The organism is Streptomyces sp. TAA204, assembly GCF_000424965.1.
In genome coordinates this window covers 139,843-159,111 of record NZ_KE384281.1, presented here as the reverse complement: position 1 = coordinate 159,111, position 19,269 = coordinate 139,843, and the positions used below count along the sequence as shown (strand labels likewise).

At 71.8% G+C, this 19,269-nt stretch carries 12 protein-coding genes and 1 pseudogene; 11 read left to right on the top strand and 2 right to left on the bottom strand.

Features of this window, described 5'->3' with window-relative positions; all coding sequences use genetic code 11:
• Positions 1-105: 105 nt before the first annotated feature.
• The 5 genes from H343_RS0125305 to ftsY all read left to right on the top strand — a co-directional run bounded on the left by H343_RS0125305 (position 106) and on the right by ftsY (position 7,760).
• Positions 106-369, top strand: coding sequence for an acylphosphatase (locus tag H343_RS0125305; protein ID WP_028433402.1), 264 nt, complete (start codon positions 106-108; stop codon positions 367-369).
• Between the two features lie 302 nt (positions 370-671).
• Positions 672-884 carry a hypothetical protein gene (locus tag H343_RS0125300; protein ID WP_028433401.1) on the top strand — a complete coding sequence of 71 codons (213 nt, stop codon included), beginning with the start codon at positions 672-674 and terminating at the stop codon, positions 882-884.
• A gap of 256 nt (positions 885-1,140) precedes the next feature.
• A complete protein-coding gene (smc, locus tag H343_RS0125295; protein WP_028433400.1) occupies positions 1,141-4,755 on the top strand; it encodes a chromosome segregation protein SMC in 3,615 nt (1,204 codons plus the stop codon).
• Positions 4,756-4,975: 220 nt separating this feature from the next.
• Positions 4,976-6,397, top strand: a complete 1,422-nt coding sequence (locus H343_RS0125290; protein ID WP_028433399.1) for a sugar porter family MFS transporter — start codon at positions 4,976-4,978, stop codon at positions 6,395-6,397.
• Between the two features lie 160 nt (positions 6,398-6,557).
• Positions 6,558-7,760, top strand: a complete 1,203-nt coding sequence (gene ftsY / locus H343_RS0125285; RefSeq protein WP_028433398.1) for a signal recognition particle-docking protein FtsY — start codon at positions 6,558-6,560, stop codon at positions 7,758-7,760.
• Positions 7,761-7,944: 184 nt separating this feature from the next.
• On the opposite strand, the gene H343_RS0125280 is transcribed toward ftsY, so the two are convergent.
• On the bottom strand, positions 7,945-8,643 hold the full coding sequence (locus tag H343_RS0125280) for a bifunctional DNA primase/polymerase (RefSeq protein ID WP_028433397.1): 699 nt from the start codon (positions 8,641-8,643) through the stop codon (positions 7,945-7,947).
• A gap of 281 nt (positions 8,644-8,924) precedes the next feature.
• Here H343_RS0125280 and nsdA point away from each other — a divergent pair, with 281 nt between their 5' ends.
• The 6 genes and pseudogenes from nsdA to H343_RS32825 all read left to right on the top strand — a co-directional run.
• Positions 8,925-10,472 carry a transcriptional repressor NsdA gene (gene nsdA, locus H343_RS0125275; protein WP_028433396.1) on the top strand — a complete coding sequence of 516 codons (1,548 nt, stop codon included), beginning with the start codon at positions 8,925-8,927 and terminating at the stop codon, positions 10,470-10,472.
• Between the two features lie 363 nt (positions 10,473-10,835).
• A complete protein-coding gene (locus H343_RS32830) occupies positions 10,836-12,140 on the top strand; it encodes an ammonium transporter (protein WP_051266013.1) in 1,305 nt (434 codons plus the stop codon).
• Complete coding sequence (locus H343_RS0125265; RefSeq protein WP_028433395.1) at positions 12,137-12,475, top strand: P-II family nitrogen regulator; 339 nt, start codon at positions 12,137-12,139, stop codon at positions 12,473-12,475. The genes H343_RS32830 and H343_RS0125265 overlap by 4 nt, the downstream gene beginning before the upstream one ends.
• A 137-nt stretch (positions 12,476-12,612) precedes the next feature.
• A complete protein-coding gene (locus tag H343_RS0125260; RefSeq protein WP_037905101.1) occupies positions 12,613-15,564 on the top strand; it encodes a bifunctional uridylyltransferase/uridylyl-removing enzyme in 2,952 nt (983 codons plus the stop codon).
• Between the two features lie 92 nt (positions 15,565-15,656).
• Positions 15,657-17,210 carry a signal recognition particle protein gene (ffh, locus tag H343_RS0125255; RefSeq protein WP_028433393.1) on the top strand — a complete coding sequence of 518 codons (1,554 nt, stop codon included), beginning with the start codon at positions 15,657-15,659 and terminating at the stop codon, positions 17,208-17,210.
• A gap of 20 nt (positions 17,211-17,230) precedes the next feature.
• Positions 17,231-17,749 (top strand): annotated as a pseudogene (locus H343_RS32825) (GNAT family N-acetyltransferase); the annotation flags it as partial.
• Positions 17,750-18,033: 284 nt separating this feature from the next.
• Here the strand turns inward: H343_RS32825 and H343_RS0125245 are convergent.
• On the bottom strand, positions 18,034-19,266 hold the full coding sequence (locus H343_RS0125245; protein ID WP_028433392.1) for a phosphopentomutase: 1,233 nt from the start codon (positions 19,264-19,266) through the stop codon (positions 18,034-18,036).
• Positions 19,267-19,269: the final 3 nt, after the last annotated feature.

Genomic DNA, 19,269 nt, shown 5'->3' with positions numbered 1-19,269 from the left:
ACGGGGCGCATGTGCCCTCCGGGGAAATGTCCCTATAGCGTGCGCCACATGTGTGAGGTTGGTGCTAACCCGGGTACCCCGGGCGGCGCGGATGCCGGTGTGCGGATGACGGCATGGGTGCGCGGGCGCGTACAGGGCGTCGGGTTCCGCTGGTTCACGCGCGCGGCCGCTCTGCGCATAGGCGGCCTGGACGGCTTCGTGGTCAACCTCGGGGACGGGCGGGTCCAAGTGGTGGCCGAGGGAAGGCGGTACGAGTGCGAACAGCTCCTGGACTGGCTCCGTGCCGGCGACACGCCCGGGCAGGTCGACGGTGTCACGGAGATATGGCACCGGCCCCGTGGCGGCTACGCGAGCTTCGCAATTCGATGATCCAAAGCGGTTGCCATTCGCGGCGCGCCGTGGAAGGCTCACGCCACGAGTGGTTGGAATTGATCTTCAAGCCCCCCGCGGGCTGCCGCCTCCGGTGATCGAGCGCCGTCGAGTCAGGGCCGCCCAGGGCTGCGGGGTGTGATCGTGTTGACCGTCAAACCTTTTGGTGAGAAGCTTGAAGTCCCCCGCAGCCGGGCTCTTTGGCCCGGAAAATAAGTTCAGAAGTGGTACAGGCGGGCGCGAATTTTCCCTCACGACCAACACCACTGGGGTTGGTCACTCAGTGTGGAGGACCATCCATCATGGCAAAGGCGCTTCTCGGTTACGTCGGCGGCTCCGACCCCCGAGTCCTCTCCGAGATGCGACGGCTGCAGCAGCGTGTACAGGACCTGGAATCCGAACTGGTACGGATGCAGGCCGAGAACGACGCTCTGTCCGCCGCCGCACGGCACCAGGACTCGATGCTCGAGAGCATCGACATCGACATGCACCAGGCGGAGCCTGCGCTGACCTGACCTGTCTTCAGGGCCGGTTCGGCGTACAGCCTGCCGTTTCATCATTCTGCGAGGGACGCTTCGGCGTCCCTTCGTTGTTTTCGGGTGGTCTTCCCCTCCGCCACCGCGTGTGCTGTTGACTGTCGGGCGCTGCGCTTACCGACTGATGTGCCCTCCACCTTCCCGGGTGAAACCGAAACGGACCACCGGGACTTCGGCGCGCTGCATGGGCGGTCCGGGAGGGGCGAGGGCGGCAAGTGGACTAGAGTCCGACGGCGTGCACCTCAAGAGCCTGACACTGCGGGGATTCAAGTCCTTCGCCTCCGCCACGACGCTGCGCTTCGAGCCCGGCATCACCTGCGTCGTCGGTCCCAACGGCTCCGGCAAGTCCAACGTCGTGGACGCCCTGTCGTGGGTGATGGGGGAGCAGGGCGCCAAGTCGCTGCGCGGCGGCAAGATGGAGGACGTCATCTTCGCCGGTACGACCGGCCGTCCGCCGCTCGGCCGCGCCGAGGTCTCCCTCACCATCAACAACAACGACGGCGCACTGCCGATCGACTACTCCGAAGTCACCATCACGCGGATCATGTTCCGCAACGGGGGCAGCGAGTACCAGCTCAACGGAGACACCTGCCGGCTGCTGGACATCCAGGAGCTGCTGTCCGACTCCGGTATCGGGCGCGAGATGCACGTCATCGTCGGCCAGGGCCAGCTCGACGGCGTTCTGCACGCAGACCCCATGGGGCGCCGCGCCTTCATCGAGGAGGCAGCGGGGGTCCTCAAGCACCGCAAGCGCAAGGAGAAGGCGCTGCGGAAGCTGGACGCGATGCAGGCCAACCTGGCCCGCGTACAGGACCTGACCGACGAGTTGAGGCGTCAGCTCAAGCCGCTGGGCCGTCAGGCAGCCGTCGCGCGCAGGGCGCAGGTCATCCAGGCGGACCTGCGCGACGCCCGGCTCAGGCTGCTCGCCGACGACCTCACCGCGCTGCGGGAGGCTCTGAGGACGGAGGTCGCCGACGAGGCCGCGCTGAAGGAGCGCAAGGAGGAGGTCGAGGCGCGGCTGAAGGAGGCGCTGCGCCGTGAGGCCGACCTGGAGCAGCAGGTACGGACGCTGACGCCGCGCCTGGAACGCGCCCAGCAGACCTGGTACGAGCTCTCGCAGCTCGCGGAGCGGGTCCGCGGCACGATCGGGCTGGCCGACCAGCGCGTACAGCACGCCGAGGCCGGCCCCGTAGAGGAGCGCCGCGGACGCGACCCGGACGAGATGGAGCGCGAGGCGGCCCGCGTCCGGGAGCAGGAGGCCGAGCTGGAGGCCGCGCTGGAGGCGGCCGAGAGGGCGCTGGACGACACCGTGGCGCACCGGGCGGAGCTGGAGCGGCAGCTCCAGGACGAGGAGCGCCGCCTCAAGGACGTCGCCCGCGCCATCGCCGACCGCCGCGAGGGCCTTGCCCGGCTGAACGGTCAGGTCAATGCGGCACGCAGCCGGGCGTCCTCGGCCCAGTCCGAGATCGACCGGCTGACGGCCGCCCGTGACGAGGCACAGGAGCGCGCCGCGGCGGCCCAGCAGGAGTACGAGACGCTCCAGGGCGAGGTCGAAGGGCTGGACGCCGGTGACACGGAGCTGGCCGAGCAGCACGAGACCGCCAAGCGGGACCTGGCGGGCGCGGAGACGGCGCTGAACGCCGCCCGCGAGGCCGTCACCACGGTGGAGCGCGAGCGTGCCGCCACCTCCGCCCGGCACGATGCCCTGGCACTGGGGCTGCGTCGCAAGGACGGTACGGGTGCGCTGCTCGCCGCCACCGACAGACTCACCGGCATCCTCGGGCCCGCGGCCGAACTGCTCACCGTGACACAGGGGTTCGAGGTACCGGTCGCCGCCGCTCTCGGAGCGGCGGCCGACTCCGTGGCCGTCGCCGACGCCTCGGCGGCCGCCGACGCGCTGCGTCTGCTGCGCAAGCACGACGCGGGGCGTGCCGCTCTGCTGCTGGGCTCGTCCGGTGCCGGTGCCGGTGCCGGTGCCGCTGCCGAGGCCGGCGGGGCCCCGCCGGCGGGAGCTGCGGACCCCGCGCCGCGCGCCCCGGGCGTCCCGCAGTCTGCGGCGGATCTGGTGAGGGGCCCGGACGCCCTGATGACGGCGGTTCGCACGCTGCTGCGGGACGTGGTCGTCGTGGAGACCCTGGAGGACGCCGAGCAGACGGTCACTTCCCGGCCGGGCGCCGTCGCCGTGACCGCGGAGGGTGACGTGCTCGGCACCCACTTCGCACAGGGCGGCTCCGCCGGCGCGCCCAGCCTCCTGGAGGCGCAGGCCGCCGTGGACGAGGCCGCGGCGGAGCTGGAGGAGATGGCCTCCCGGCACACCGCGCTGAGCGGGGAGCAGGAGCGGGCCAGGGAGCGGCGGCGCGAGTGCGCAGCCCGGGTCGAGGAGTTGGGGAAGCGGCGCAGCGCGGCGGACAAGGAGAAGTCGCAGATCGCCGGGCGGCTGGGCACCCTGGGCGGGCAGGCACGCGGCGCGGCCGGCGAGGCCGAGCGGACCGCCGCCGCCGTGGCCAAGGCCGAGGCGGCTCTCGTACGGGCGACCGAGGAGGCCGAGGAGCTGGCCGAGCGGCTGGCGGTCGCGGAGGAGGCACAGGAGGACGCCGACGACGAGCCGGACACCTCCCTGCGGGACCGGCTCTCCGCCGACGGCGCCAACGCACGGCAGACGGAGATGGAGGCACGCCTCCAGGTCCGTACCCATGAGGAGAGGGTCAAGTCCCTGGCGGGCCGGGCGGATTCACTCGACCGTGGGGCGCGTGCCGAGCGTGAGGCGCGGGCGCGCGCGGAGCAGCGGCGGGCCCGCATGCGGCACGAGGCAGAGGTGGCGGGTGCGGTGGCGTCCGGCACACGTCAGCTCCTGGCCCACGTCGAGGCGTCGCTGGGCCGTGCCGAGCAGGAGCGCGAGACGGCGGAGCGGGCGAAGAACGAGCGTGAGCGTGCCCTGGTCGCCGAGCGCAACGAGGGACGGGAGCTGAAGGACGAGCTGGACAAGCTGACCGACTCGATGCACCGCGGCGAGGTGCTGGGCGCCGAGAAGCGCATGCGGGTGGAGCAGCTGGAGACCAAGGCGCTGGAGGAGCTGGGCGTCGAGCCGGCGGGGCTGATCCGCGACTACGGTCCCGGCCAGCTCGTACCGCCGTCGCCGCCCGCTGAGGGTGAGGAGCTTCCGGAGGACCCCGAGCACCCGCGCAACAAGCCGGTGCCCTTCGTGCGCGCCGAGCAGGAGAAGCGGCTGAAGGCGGCCGAACGCGCCTACCAGAAGCTGGGGAAGATCAACCCGCTGGCGCTGGAGGAGTTCGCCGCCCTGGAGGAGCGGCACCAGTTCCTCAGTGAGCAGCTGGAGGACCTGAAGAAGACCCGTGCCGATCTGCTGCAGGTCGTCAAGGAGGTCGACGAGCGGGTCGAGCAGGTCTTCACGGAGGCGTACCACGACACCGCGCGCGAGTTCGAGGGCGTCTTCTCACGGCTCTTCCCGGGCGGTGAGGGGCGTCTGGTGCTGACCGACCCGGACAACATGCTCGCCACCGGCGTCGATGTCGAGGCGCGGCCTCCGGGCAAGAAGGTCAAGCGGCTCTCACTGCTCTCCGGCGGTGAGAGGTCCCTCACGGCGGTGGCGCTGCTGGTGTCGATCTTCAAGGCGCGGCCGAGCCCGTTCTACGTGATGGACGAGGTGGAGGCGGCGCTCGACGACACCAACCTGCAGCGGCTGATCAGGATCATGGAGGAGCTCAAGGACAGCTCCCAGCTGATCGTGATCACGCACCAGAAGCGGACGATGGAGGTCGGCGACGCCCTCTACGGCGTATCGATGCAGGGTGACGGGGTCTCCAAGGTCATCAGTCAGCGCCTGAGTTGAGATCGGCCCACCAATCCTTCACACCTTGAACATCCGGGACTCGGCTGTCGCTGGATCACGATTCCCGCCGAGGTATTGACTTAGAAACTTAAAGTCATAGTCTCTGCAACGTCACTTTTACCTTCAAGTCGTGGCGCGTGCCCCCTGGTGCGCTACAGCCGCGCCCGGAGGCGAGAAGACCCCGAACCCGGCTGTGGCTCCGGGCAGCGCAGGAGAGATCGTGACCAGCACTCCACAGGCAGCGACCACACCGGGCGACCGGTCGGCCCCGCTAGGACGTGTCGTCTTCATCGCGGCGGCCGCCGCGATGGGCGGCTTCCTCTTCGGCTACGACAGCTCAGTGATCAACGGAGCGGTCGAGGCGGTGCGCGGACGCTTCGAGATCGGTTCGGCCCTCCTCGCCCAGGTGATCGCCGCCGCACTGATCGGCAGCGCGATAGGTGCGACCATCGCGGGCCGGGCCGCCGACCGTATCGGCCGAATACGCGTCATGCAGACAGCCGCCGTGCTCTTCACGGCGAGCGCCATCGGCTCGGCACTGCCCTTCACCGTCTGGGACCTGGCCCTGTGGCGGGTGGTCGGCGGTGTCGCCATCGGCATGGCCTCGGTGATCGGCCCCGCCTACATCGCCGAGGTCTCCCCTCCGGCCTACCGGGGCCGGCTCGCCTCATTCCAGCAGGGCGCGATCGTCCTGGGCATCGCCATGTCACAGCTCGTCAACTACGGCATCCTCACCGCCGCCGACGGCGACCAGCGCGGCGAGATCGCGGGCCTGGAAGCCTGGCAGTGGATGCTCGGCATCGAAGTGGTCCCGGCGGTCGCCTACTTCCTGCTCTCCTTCGTCATCCCTGAGTCGCCGCGCTACCTCATCTCCATCGGGGAGCGCGAGAAGGCCCGGACGGTGCTCAGCAGCGTCGAGGGAGAACACGACGCGATCGACACCCGCGTCGGCGAGATCGAGCACCAGATGCACAGCGAGCACAAGTCCACGTTCAAGGACCTGCTCGGCGGGCGCTTCGGGTTCCTGCCGATCGTCTGGGTCGGCATCGGGCTGTCGGTCTTCCAGCAGCTCGTCGGCATCAACGTGGTCTTCTACTACTCCTCGACGCTGTGGCAGTCCGTCGGCATCGACCCCGCGAGTTCGTTCTTCTACTCCTTCACGACCTCGATCGTGAACATCATCGGCACCGTCATCGCCATGGCCCTGGTCGACAGGATCGGCCGGAAGCCGCTCGGCCTCGTCGGCTCGGTGGGCATGGCCCTCTCCCTCGCGCTCGTCGCCTGGGCCTTCTCCGCCCGTACGGGGTCGGGCGACAACGTCTCCCTGCCGGACACCGAAGGCACCGTGGCGCTGATCGGCGCCCACACCTTCACCCTGTTCTTCGCGCTGTCCTGGGGCGTGGTCGTCTGGGTGCTCCTCGGCGAGATCTTCCCGAACAGGATCCGCGCCGCCGCCCTCGGTATCGCCGCGGCAGCCCAGTGGGTCGCCAACTGGACCATCACCGCGACCTTCCCGAGCCTGTCGGACTGGAACCTCTCGGGCACGTACGTCATCTACACGGCCTTCGCCCTGCTCTCGATCCCGTTCCTGCTCAAGTGGGTGCCGGAACCGAAGGGCAAGGCGTTGGAGGAGATGGGCTGACCGACCCCGCCGCCCACTCCTCTGCACGGTCGCTGCCCCGGTTCGGAACCCCGACCGGGGCAGCGGCCGCTGGGGGCGGCGCCCGCCGGGCACGCGCGGCCCGCCGTCACCCGGGAGGCGTGCCGGTGCACGGTTGACGGTGGCGGATACTGGACGGGCTATGGAAATCGTCATCCTTGTCGCAGTCATCGCCGTGGTCGTGCTGGGCGCGATCAGCGGACTCGTCGTCAGCGGTCGCAGGAAGAAGGCCACGACCGCCGCGAAGTCCGCCCCGTCCGGGACCACCACGGCGCCGCCCGCCGAACCGCACGTGGGGGAGGAGGCCGAGGGCGCCCCCGAAGCGCCGCGCAGAACGATCGAGGAGGTCGGTCTGCCGGCCGCGGAGGCACCGGCGGCACCCGCCCCCGCCGAACCCCCGATCGAGACCCCCGAGCCGTCGGCAGGGCGGCTCGTACGGCTGCGCTCCCGCCTCTCCCGCTCACAGAACTCCCTGGGCAAGGGCCTCCTCACGCTGCTCTCGCGCGAGCACCTGGACGAGGACACCTGGGAGGAGATCGAGGACACGCTGCTGACCGCGGACGTCGGCGTCACACCCACACAGGAGCTCGTCGAGCGGCTCCGGGAGCGCGTACGGGTGCTCGGCACCCGTACGACCGAGGAGCTGCGCGCCCTGCTGCGCGAAGAGCTGCTCACCCTGGTCGGCCCCGATCTGGACCGTACGGTGCACACCGAGACGCGGGGCGCGGTCGACCGGCCGGGCGTCGTGCTGGTCGTCGGCGTGAACGGCACGGGGAAGACCACCACCACCGGGAAGCTCGCCCGGGTGCTCGTCGCGGACGGCAGGTCGGTGGTCCTCGGCGCGGCCGACACCTTCCGGGCCGCCGCCGCCGACCAGCTGCAGACGTGGGGGCAGCGCGTCGGCGCCCGCACCGTACGCGGACCCGAGGGCGGCGACCCGGCCTCCGTGGCCTTCGAAGCGGTCAAGGAGGGCACCGAGGAGGGCGCCGACGTCGTACTCGTCGACACCGCGGGCCGGCTGCACACCAAGACCGGTCTGATGGACGAACTGGGCAAGGTCAAGCGCGTCGTCGAGAAGCAGGGCCCGGTCGACGAGGTGCTGCTCGTGCTGGATGCCACCACGGGTCAGAACGGACTGGTGCAGGCCCGGGTCTTCTCCGAGGTCGTGGACATCACCGGCATCGTGCTGACCAAGCTGGACGGCACCGCGAAGGGCGGCATCGTCGTCGCGGTACAGCGCGAGCTGGGCGTACCGGTGAAGCTGGTCGGACTCGGTGAGGGCGCGGACGACCTGGCGCCGTTCGAGCCGGGCGCCTTCGTCGACGCCCTGATCGGCAGGGAGTGACCCGGCACGCGCCGGGGGCCGGCTTACGGCCCTGCCGGACCGGCTTCACCCGCCGGTCCGGCGGCAGCGGCGCGTCCGTACGGGGACACACCGGAGTCCTGCCGCGGCCGGAGAGGCCCGCAGGGGCAAGCGCCCCGCCCCACGGTGCAGATGGGACGGGGCGCGCTTGTGACCGCTCCCGCGGTCAGGAGGCCGCCGAGCGGTGGCATACGTAGGCCAGCGTGCCCAGCAGCAGTCGTGCCTGCGGTGGACGGACCGCCGCCTGCGGAGCCGGCGGGCGCAGCCAGCGCACCGGCCCGAGCCCGCCGAGGTCGGAGGGCGGCGCCGTGATGTACTCGCCCTCGCCGCAGCCGCGCAGGTCGAGCTGTGCGTCGTCCCATCCCATGCGGTAGAGGAGTTCGGGGAGTTCGGCGGCGGCGCCGGGGGCGACGATGAACCAGGCACGGCCGTGGGGCGCGAGCGCCACCGGGCCGAGCGGCAGGCCCATCCGCTCCAGCCGTACGAGTGCGCAGTGCCCGGCGGGCGCCGGGACGTCGATCACGTCGAACACGCGGCCGGTCGGCAGCAGCAGGGCCGCACCCGGTACCTGCGCCCAGGCCTGCCCCGCCTCGTCGAGCGTGGCGCCCGCGGGCACCTCCAGGGAGGCGTCGAGAGGGTGCGCTCCGGGCGAGGGGCAGGCCCGGGCGCCGCACGAGCATTCCGTGCGGCCGCCCGCCGTACGGACGGCGCGGGCGCCGGGAACCACCGGCCAGCCCCACAGGCCCGTGTACTCGGCGACGGCTGTGGCGGCCGAGGCGCGGCTGCGACGCCGGGCACCCGGGCGCAGCTGGGAGAACTCCCGGATTCCGTTGAGACCGCCGATGGCGCCGATCGTGAAGCCCATGCTCCCTCCAACGGGTGCCGCCTGCTGATGGTTACGAAGGCGCTGCGCACCGTGACCGGACACGGCGACACGTGTCCGCCGTGCCGGCACGGCACTCAGCGTCAAGTGAATCGCGTGCGGCGGCGGAGGGGTTCATCCGAAGGGGTGGCGAATGGTGGCGTTTCCGGGAACGGGCTCGCCTGAACCGTGATCGTAGGATTACTTTCGGTGCACACGGTCGGCGTAGCTTCGCCTCGTGGGTATGCCGGAGGCATGGGTGTCATGGGGCGGTGAGAGGCCGGATGGGGGCAGCGGCGTTGGGCGAGCAGGACAAACCCGCGAACGGGCAGTTGGGCTCGTGGTTCCTGCGCAGCGGCTGGTCGAAGGGGGAGCTGGCGCGTCAGGTGAACCGCCGGGCACGGCAGTTGGGCGCCCACCACATCAGCACGGACACCTCGCGCGTTCGCCGCTGGCTGGACGGTGAGCAGCCGCGCGAGCCCATCCCGCGCATCCTCTCGGAACTGTTCGCCGAACGCTTCGGCTGTGTGGTGGCCATCGAGGACCTCGGACTGCGGTCCGCCCGGCAGACTCCTTCGGACTCCGGCGTCGACCTGCCCTGGGCGGGGCCGCAGACGATCGCGATGATCAACGACTTCACCCGCGGCGACCTCATGCTGGGGGGCCGTGGCTTCCTCGGGGCCTCGCTCAGCGTCTCCGCCGGTCCCGCCCTGATCGAGCCCATGCAGCGCTGGCTGGTGCCAGGTCCGGGCCTGCCCGGAGGCGAGGTGGGGGCCGAAGCCGCCGGAGGCGGTGGAGCCCGCGGGAGCGGCCCCGTCCCCGGTCCCGGGGCGGCGGCGCGCCGGCGCACGGAGAAGCTGTCCGTGCCGGAGGTGGAGCTGCTGGAGCAGACCACCGCGATGTTCCGGCAGTGGGACGCGCAGTGCGGGGGCGGCCTGCGCCGCAAGGCCGTCGTCGGCCAGCTCCACGAGGTGACGGACCTGCTGCAGGACAAGCACCCGAAGGAGGTGGGCCGCCGTCTGTTCCGGGTGACGGCCGAACTGGCCGAGCTGGCGGGCTGGATGAGCTATGACATCGGCCTCCAGCCCACCGCGCAGAAGTACTTCGTGCTGGCGATGCGCGCCGCGAAGGAGGCCGGAGACCGGCCCCTGGGGTCGTACGTGCTGAGCAAGATGGCCCGGCAGATGATCCATCTGGGCCGCGCCGAGGACGCGTTGGAGCTGGTCCACCTCGCGCAGTACGGCAGCCGGGAGGGCGCGACCGCCCGTACGCAGGCGATGCTCCACGCGATGGAGGCGCGCGCCTACGCGAACATGGGGCAGCCCGGCAAGTGCCGTCGTGCCGTGCGCATGGCCGAGGAGACGTTCGAGGACGTCGGTCCGGCGGACGGCGACCCGGACTGGATCCGCTTCTTCTCCGAGGCCGAGATGAACGCGGAGACGGCTCACTCCTACCGCGACCTCGCCTACTCCTCCGGGCGCAGCCCCACGTACGCGTCGATGGCCCGCCCGGCCATGGAGCGTGCCGTGGAGCTGTTCCGGCGGGAGGCCCGGGAGAGCGAGGGCGGCGGCCACCGGCGGTCGTACGCCCTGAACCTGCTCGGCATGGCGAGCGTGCACCTCCTGCAGAAGGAGCCGGAGCACTGCGCATTCCGCGCGGAGGAGGCCATCGAGGTGGCGAAGCGGCTGCGCTCCGAGCGGGTGAACAACCGGCTGCGCAGGACCGCTGCCTGGGCCGCGAGGGACTTCGGCGAAGTGGCCGAGGTCGTGGAGCTCGGCGAGAGGCTCGCTGCCGAACTGCCGGACGCGCAGGGGGTCGCCGCGGCGGGCTGAGCCGCCTTCCCCGACCGGACCACCGTTCCCCGACCGGACCACCGGCCGCGACCAGTGCCCCGACACACCGACTGGGCTCCCCCGACGCCAGGTCGATCACAGGGCGCTGTCGTGGCCGGTTCCCGATCTCACGGGCGGCCGCGCCGCGCTGTGGCGGCCGCAGAGTAGCGGCATCGCCTACCCCTCCCCAGCGGTTCATGCAGGCGTAACACCGTGCCGGGCATCGTCACCGCCGTGAAACACCGGGCGGCATCGAAGGAAACGAGGTCTGGGGAGTCTGGCTCGCATCCCGGCCCACTCATGGCCCCTTCCGGGCCATCCCGTTCCTCCCGCACGGGTCGTTACCTTGAGGAGACGTCCACATTGAACGGCGCGGATACCGCATTCGTACTGATCAGCGCGTTTCTGGTCATGTTGATGACGCCTGGCCTGGCCTTCTTCTACGGCGGCATGGTCCGCGTCAAGAGCGCGCTCAACATGCTGATGATGTCCTTCATCTCGCTGGGCATCCTGAGCATCCTCTGGGTGCTCTACGGCTACTCCCTGGCCTTCGGTCCTGACACCGGCGGCGTCATAGGGAACTTCGACTTCGTCGGTCTGAAGGGCATCACGGTCGAGTCGATGACCGAGGAGGGCGGCATCCCGGTCTTCGCCTTCGCCCTCTTCCAGATGATGTTCGCGATCCTGACTCCGGCGCTCATGAGCGGCGCGCTCGCGGACCGCGTGAAGTTCGGCGCATGGGCCGTCTTCATCGCGCTGTGGGCGACGCTCGTCTACTTCCCCGTCGCCCACTGGGTGTGGGCGGAGGGCGGCTGGCTCTTCGACCTGGGAGTCATCGACTTCGCCGGCGGCACCGCTGTGCACATCAACGCCGGTGTGGGCGCTCTCGCGGCCGTCCTGGTGGTCGGCAAGCGCATCGGGTTCAAGAAGGAGCCGATGCGTCCGCACAGCCTGCCGCTCGTCGTGCTCGGCGCGGCACTGCTGTGGTTCGGCTGGTTCGGCTTCAATGCCGGATCGGCGCTCGCCGCCGACGGCACCGCCGCCACGATGGCGATGAACACGCAGCTCGCCACCGGAGCGGCCGTCCTCGGCTGGCTCCTCTACGAGCGCATCCGGCACGGCGCCTTCACGACCCTCGGTGCCGCCTCCGGTGCCATCGCGGGCCTCGTGGCGATCACCCCGGCCGGCGCGAACGTCAACGCCGTCGGGGCCCTGGCGATCGGCGTCGTCGCCGGTGTGGTCTGCTCCTGGGCTGTCAGCCTCAAGTTCAAGATGGGCTTCGACGATTCACTCGACGTCGTGGGCGTCCACCTCTTCGGCGGCGTCATCGGCACGCTGATGGTCGGCTTCCTGGCCATCGACGGAGCCGGCGGGCTGACCCAGTTCGGCAAGCAGGCCACCGGAGCCTTCTCCGTGATGGGCTACTCCTTCGTGGTCTCCTGGATCATCGCCAAGCTGATCCACGTGACGGTCGGCTTCCGTGCCGACGAGGACGACGAGACGAGCGGCCTCGACCGCGCCTACCACGCGGAGACCGCGTACGACTTCAGCGCGGTGGGCGGCTCCTCCTCCTCGGCACGCCCCGTCGCCGAGCCTCCCGGGCAGCAGGGTCAGCCCGGCGGACAGGCGACGACCGGTCAGCTCACGGACAAGAAGGTGGACGCATGAAGCTCATCACCGCGGTCATCAAGCCGCACCAGCTGGAGGACGTGAAGGAGGCACTGCGCACGTTCGGCGTGCAGGGACTGACGGTCACCGAATCCAGCGGATACGGACGCCAGCGCGGCCACACCGAGGTCTACCGGGGCGCGGAGTACACCGTCGACCTGGTGCCGAAGGTGCGCATCGAGGTGCTGGCCGAGGACGAGGACGCCGAGGAGCTGACCGAGGTCGTCGTCAAGGCCGCCCGTACCGGAAAGATCGGCGACGGCAAGGTCTGGACCGTCCCCGTCGAGTCCGTCGTGCGTGTGCGCACCGGCGACCGCGGGCCGGACGCTCTCTGAGGGGTGTCCGACAAGTCCCGGCAGGGTCTGCCCCCGAGCAGCGGGCAGACCCTGCCGGTCGCCGCACCAGCCTGACCGACCCCGGAGACACCCCCGCCAGCAGACGCCCAGCACCGGACAGGAGTCGGGAACCGCACATGGCCGAACAAGCCGAGATCACAAAGACGGCGACCGGGCCCGGTGCGGCACCGGGCGGCTACGCGGCGGCACGGCTGCGCCTCCTCAGCGGGGGGACCGACGGGGAGGCGCTCGCCGGGGCACCACGCCGTGCCGAACTGGCCCGGCTGACCGACGACTGGCTGGCGGGACTGCTGGGGGCGGCGGGAGAGGGCATCGCCCTGGTCGCCGTCGGCGGCTACGGGCGCGGGGAGCTGTCCCCGCGCAGCGACCTGGATCTGCTCCTCCTGCACGACGGGCGCACCCGGAAGGGCGAGATCGCCCGGGTCGCCGACCGCGTCTGGTACCCGGTGTGGGACCTGGGCATCGCCCTGGACCACTCCGTACGCACCACCGCCGAGGCGCGCAGGACCGCCGAGGAGGACCTCAAGGTCCAGCTGGGGCTGCTGGACGCCCGGCACGTGGCCGGCGACGAGGCCCTCACGGCGGACCTGCGCGCCGGAGCGTTCGCCGCGTGGCGGGCCCGGGCCGCCGAGCGCCTGCCCGAACTGCGGGAGATGGCCGAGGAACGCTCGCGCGCACACGGCGAGTTGCGCTTCCTGCTGGAGCCCGACCTGAAAGAGGCCAGGGGCGGCCTGCGGGACGCCACCGCGCTGCGTGCGGTGGCCGCGTCCTGGCTTGCGGACGCGCCGCGAGGCGGACTGGCCGAGGCCCGCGAGACGCTGCTGGACGTGCGCGACGCGCTCCACCTCACCACCGGCCGTGCCACCGACAGACTCGCGTTGCAGGACCAGGACCAGGTCGCCGCGGCACTGCGGCTGCTGGACGCCGACTCCCTGCTGCGCCAGGTCTACGAGGCGGCCCGCACGATCGCCTATGCCAGCGATGTGACCTGGCGTGAGGTCTCCCGCGTGCTGCGCTCCCGCGGCGGAAGGACCTCCCGGCTGCGCGGGCTGCTGAGCGGCGGCACGAGCGGGACGCGCCGTACCACCCTCGAACAGGAACGGACGCCGCTCGCCGAGGGCGTCGTCGAGCACGACGGTGAGGCCGTGCTCGCCCGCGGCGCCCGCCCGGACCGCGATCCGGTGCTGCCGCTGCGCGCGGCCGCCGCGGCGGCGCAGGCGCAACTGCCGCTCGCGCTGCCCGCGGTACGGCGCATGGCCGCAGCCGGGAGCGCCACGTCTTCCGGGAGCGCCACGTCTTCCGGGAGCGCCACGTCTTCCGGGAGCGCCACGTCCTCGGGGAGCGCCACGTCCTCGGGGAGCGCCACGTCCTCGGGAAGGGGCGCCGGGTCCGGGAGCGGTTCGCCGGGCACGGGCAGCCGCACGGGCAGTCGCACCGGCGCCGGCCGGTCCGCCGGCCCCGCACACGTCCTGCCCGTGCCCTGGCCGGCCGAGGCCCGCCAGGAGTTCATCACTCTGCTCGGCGCGGGTGAGGCGACGGTCCCCGTGTGGGAGGCGCTGGAGGCGGAGGGGCTCATCGCCCGTCTGCTGCCGGACTGGGAGCGGGTGCGCTGCCGCCCGCAGCGCAATCCCGTGCACCGCTTCACCGTCGACCGTCACCTCGTGGAGACCGCCGTACACGCCTCCGCCCTGACCCGGCGGGTGCAGCGGCCCGATCTGCTGCTGGTCGGCGCTCTGCTGCACGACATCGGCAAGGGCTGGCCGGGCGACCACTCCGTCGCGGGGGAGACCATCGCCCGCGACATGGCCGCCCGTATCGGCTTCGACAAGCCGGACGTTGAGGTGCTCGCCACGCTCGTACGCCATCACCTGCTGCTCATCGAGACCGCGACGCGCCGCGACCTGGACGACCCGGCGACGATCCGCTCGGTCGCCGACGTGGTCGGCACCACCGGCACGCTGGAACTCCTGCACGCGCTGACAGAGGCGGACGCGCTGGCCACCGGGCCCGCCGCCTGGTCGGCGTGGCGCGGCACCCTCGTGGCCGACCTGGCCAAGCGGGTCGCCGGGGTGCTGGCGGGCGAGGCCGTGGACGAGGTCACCGACCCCTTCGAGCCGACGGCCGAGGCGGAGCGGCTCGCCGTCGAGGCATGGCGCACCCAGGGGCCCGTCCTCACGCTGTGCACACAGTCCGAGGTGCCTCCGGAGCCGTCGTACGACGGCGGGGAGGACGGCGGGAGCACGCATGGCGACGGCCGTTCCGGCGCGCGTGACGGGTACGGCGGAGCCGCGGTGCGGTCCGCCACGGGTGGCGCGGTCGGCGTCGAGCTGCTGGTCACCGTTCCCGCGCCGCCGGCACCGGACGACCCGACGTCCGCTCCGGGCACGTCGGGCGCGTACGCGATGGGCGTACTGCCCGCCGTGGCAGGGGTCCTGGCGCTGCACCGGCTGACCGTTCGGGCCGCCGACCTGCGTGTGCTGCGGCTGTCCGCCCCGGCCACCGCCCCGGCCACCGGCGCGGACGGGGATGCGGACGGGGACGGGGACGCGGAGACCGGAGCGTCCGCGGAGACGGAAGCGCCCCCAGGCGCGGACGCCGCGGTGCTGCTGCTGTCCTGGCGGGTCGCCGCCGAGTACGGTTCGCTGCCGCAGGCGGCGCGGCTGCGTGCCGATCTGGCACGTGCCCTGGAGGGCTCCCTCGACATCCCCGCCCGTCTCGCCGAGCGGGAGGCGGCGTACCGGCGGCCGCGCCGCCGCGCCGGACAGGCGCCGCCGCCGCGCGTCACCGTCGCTCCCGGCAGTTCCGAGCTGGCCACGGTCCTGGAGGTGAGGGCGCAGGACGCTCCCGGCCTGCTGTACCGCATCGGGCGGGCGCTGGAGGGCGCGGGCGTGGTGGTGCGCAGCGCACACGTCAGTACGCTCGGCTCCAACGCCGTCGACGCCTTCTACGTCACGGGGGCCGACGGCGCTCCTCTGCCGTCGCACCGCGCGGCGGGTCTGGCCGCCGAGCTGGAGCGGGAACTGGTGCGGGCGCCGGAGGGTACACCGTCGGCCGCCCCGGGGCGCTGACCGGACCTGACCGGAGTGCGGGCGGACGGATACCCTTGTAGGCCGACTGCCGTCTTGAATCCGTACCCCGAAGCGAAGGACCCGCGACCGCCGTGTTCGACACTCTCTCCGATCGCCTCGCAGCGACCTTCAAGAACCTACGGGGCAAGGGCCGCTTGTCCGAGGCGGACATCGACGCCACGACGCGCGAGATCCGCATCGCCCTGCTGGAGGCGGATGTCGCCCTCCCCGTCGTCCGCGCCTTCATCAAGAAGGTCAAGGAGCGTGCCCTCGGGGCGGAGGTCTCCCAGGCGCTGAACCCCGCACAGCAGGTCATCAAGATCGTCAACGAGGAGCTGGTGGGCATCCTCGGCGGCGAGACCCGCCGTCTGCGGTTCGCGAAGAACCCGCCGACCGTGATCATGCTCGCCGGTCTGCAGGGTTCGGGCAAGACGACGCTGGCGGGGAAGCTCGGCCGCTGGCTCAAGCAGCAGGGGCACGCGCCGCTGCTGGTCGCGTGCGACCTCCAGCGCCCCAACGCCGTCAACCAGCTCTCCGTCGTCGCCGAACGCGCCGGAGTGTCCGTCTACGCCCCCGAGCCGGGCAACGGCGTGGGCGACCCGGTGAAGGTCGCCGAGGACTCCGTCGGTCACGCCCGTGAGAAGCAGCACGACGTGGTCGTCGTCGACACGGCCGGGCGGCTCGGCATCGACGAGGAGCTGATGCGGCAGGCCGCCGACATCCGGGACGCGGTCAGCCCCGACGAGGTGCTCTTCGTCGTCGACGCGATGATCGGCCAGGACGCGGTCACCACGGCGGAGGCGTTCCGCGACGGAGTCGGCTTCGACGGCGTGGTCCTCTCCAAGCTCGACGGCGACGCGCGCGGCGGTGCCGCTCTCTCGGTGGCCCAGGTCACCGGCAAGCAGATCATGTTCGCCTCCAACGGCGAGAAGCTGGACGACTTCGACGCGTTCCACCCGGACCGCATGGCGTCCCGCATCCTCGGCATGGGCGATGTGCTGACGCTCATCGAGAAGGCCGAGCAGACCTTCAGCCAGCAAGAGGCCGAGAAGATGGCCGCGAAGCTGCAGAAGGGCCCCAAGGAGTTCACGCTCGACGACTTCCTGGCGCAGATGGAGCAGGTCCGCAAGATGGGCTCGATCTCCAAGCTGCTCGGGATGATGCCGGGCATGGGCCAGATGAAGGACCAGATCAACGATCTCGACGAGCGCGAGGTCGACCGTACGGCCGCGATCATCAAGTCGATGACACCGGCCGAGCGCGCTGAGCCCACCATGATCAACGGCTCGCGCCGGGCCCGTATCGCACGGGGTTCCGGCGTGGACGTCAGCGCGGTGAAGGGCCTGGTGGAGCGCTTCTTCGAGGCCCGCAAGATGATGTCCAAGATGGCGCAGGGCGGTGGCATGCCCGGGATGCCGGGCATGCCCGGAATGGGTGGCGCTGGTAAGAAGAAGGCGAAGCAGCAGAAGAAGGCCAAGGGCAAGCGCCAGTCGGGCAACCCGATGAAGCGCAAGCAGGAGGAGCAGGCCGCCGCACAGCGCAAGGCCGCCGGTCAGGGCGGTGCCTTCGGCGGTGCGGACGGGGGAGGGGCCCCGGAGAACTTCGAGCTGCCTCAGGAGTTCAAGGACATCCTGCCCCCGAAGTGAACCATCGGGCGCGGGGGCGGATGATGTCGTTCATGCGCGTACACATCCGGCCTCCGCAGCCTTCCGACGAAGCCGCCTACCGCGAGGCGGTCCTTCGTTCGGTCGATCACCTCACCCCCTGGAACCCGGTCGAGCCCGCCGGGTTTCCCGACCTGCTGCGGCGGCAGGGGCCGGCGCTGCGCAGCTTCATGATCTGGGACATCGAGGACGGCGGACTGGTCGGCCGGGTCAACGTCGCCAACATCGTCCGCGCCCGCTTCTGCAACGGCGCGCTCGGCTACGACAGTTACGTGCCCTACGCGGGCACCGGACGTATGACCGAGGGGATGCGGCTGATCATCGACCGCTGCTTCGAGAACGCCCCCGAAGGGCTGGGGCTGCACCGACTGGAGATCAACGTTCAGCCGGAGAACGACCGTTCGATCGCCATGGCGCGCCGTCTCGGCTTCCGGCACGAGGGGTTCTCGCCCCGGATGCTCTTTCTCAACGACGCCTGGCGGGACCACGAACGCTTCGCGATGACGGCCGAGGAGTGGCCGGACATCCGGGCGGAGTGGAGCCGCGAGCACAGCGGGGCGAGGGGCCGTGGCCGACCGGCCGAGGCCGGGAACGGGGCCGGGAACGGGGCGGGGAACGGGGCGGCCGGGCCCGGACTCGAATCCGCCGCGGAATCCGCGCCCGAATCCGCCACCGAATCCGCCACCGGCAGCCGGGAGCGGCGGGAAGGGCAGCGGCAGGGCCAAGGCTGAGCCGGAGCCGTGCCGGCCGGGGCCGGAGGCAGGGCGGTGCGGGGTGGGGCTGAGCGGCGAGGCGCAAGGCCGGTTCAGCCCGGCGGCAGGGGCGAACCGTTCGCGAGCGCGTCCGGCGGCAGTCCCAGGAAGCGTGCCGCCGTGGCACCGACGTCCGCCAGTGTGTCCGCGTCGGCCTGCAGCGCCGCCTCACCGGCGCCCGGACGGTGGATGAGAACCGGCACGTACTCGCGCGTGTGGAAGGCGTGCCCGATCGCAGGGTCGTTGCCGTGGTCGCCGGTGACGATCAGCCGGTCGCCCGGGCCGTCCAGTTCCTCCAGCAGCGCGCCGAGTCCGGCATCCACCTCTTCGAGTACGGCGCCGAAGCGCAGGGTGTCCTGCTGGTGCCCGGCGAGGTCGGTCTCCTGGACGTTGGCCACCACCAGGGCGGGGCCGTCCTCCCGCCCGCGTGCGCGTACGGCGCCGAGGGTGTGCGCCAGCACCTCGTCCGTCCTCACCGCGGGGAGGCGCACCGCACTGTCGCAGGCGAGGATGTCGGCGGCCTTGCCGATCAGCGTCACCGGAAGGCCGGCCCGCGCGGCCACCTCCGGGAGCTGCCGGGTGTGGTCCATGGGCGCTCCCATGTGCTGTACCCGCAGACCACCGTTCCTGTAGAAGCCGGTGGCGGGGGTGTCCAGTCCCACGGTGCCGCCGTCTCCGTGGCGTACGGACTCCGGCAGCGGCCGGTCCGCGTGCCCGCCCACGGCGATCACCCGGGCGACCGGTGCGACCGAGCGGACCGCACGGGCGATGCCGAGGATCTGCTCGAAGGGCAGGTCCTCCAGGCGCCCGGAGACGTTCCAGTTCACTCCGGGGTCGGCCTCCAGGTTGTCGTGCACCAGGACGTGCCCGTCGACCACAGGCAGCGGCTCTCCGTCCAGCAGTCCGACGGTGTGGCCGGCCCGTCTCAGAGCGTCGGTGACCTCGGGCAGGGCTTCGGCGAGCCGGGCGACGGTGACACCGGTGAAGTCGGCGCCCATCATGGTCTGGTGGCCCGCCCACGTGTCCGCCCCCGGATAGCCCAGCCCCGCACGGCACACCGCGACCGGCAGCTCCGTGGCGCCGTCGGGACCGGGTGCGGGGTGCAGCAGGCCGAGGCCGAGGGCGCCGAAGGCGGGCAGGCGCAGTTCACGGCCGCGGGCGGTGCGGCAGCCGCCGAGAACGTGCCCGAGGGTGTCTGCCGCGCGGTCGCCCGGACGGAGCGCGCCCGCGTCGGGCATCGCGCCGACGCCGAAGCCGTCCACGACGACGATGACGGTTGTGCTCATGGG